Raw genomic sequence first — 228 nt, forward strand, 5'->3', positions numbered from 1 at the left:
CATTATTGGCATCATATTTGGTGGTTGATTGTTATCCATTATTGGCATTATATTTGCTGGTTGATTGTTATCCATTATTGGCATTATATTCGGCACTTGAATATTAGGCGGTATTACTTGCGGGATAATAACACTTTCTTTTGATACGTTTGGTGAGACTATGCTTCCTACATTTTCTTTTTTCACTTGCGGCGACACTATATTCTCTACATTCTCTTTCTTCACTTG

General features: G+C 35.1%; 1 pseudogene. It reads right to left on the bottom strand.

Annotated features, from left to right (window positions below):
- Positions 1–228 (bottom strand): annotated as a pseudogene (locus tag B5P40_RS33435) (peptigoglycan-binding protein LysM); the annotation flags it as partial.

The sequence above is a fragment of the Bacillus sp. SRB_8 genome (assembly GCF_003264205.1).
GTDB classification, from domain to species: domain Bacteria; phylum Bacillota; class Bacilli; order Bacillales; family Bacillaceae_G; genus Bacillus_A; species Bacillus_A mycoides.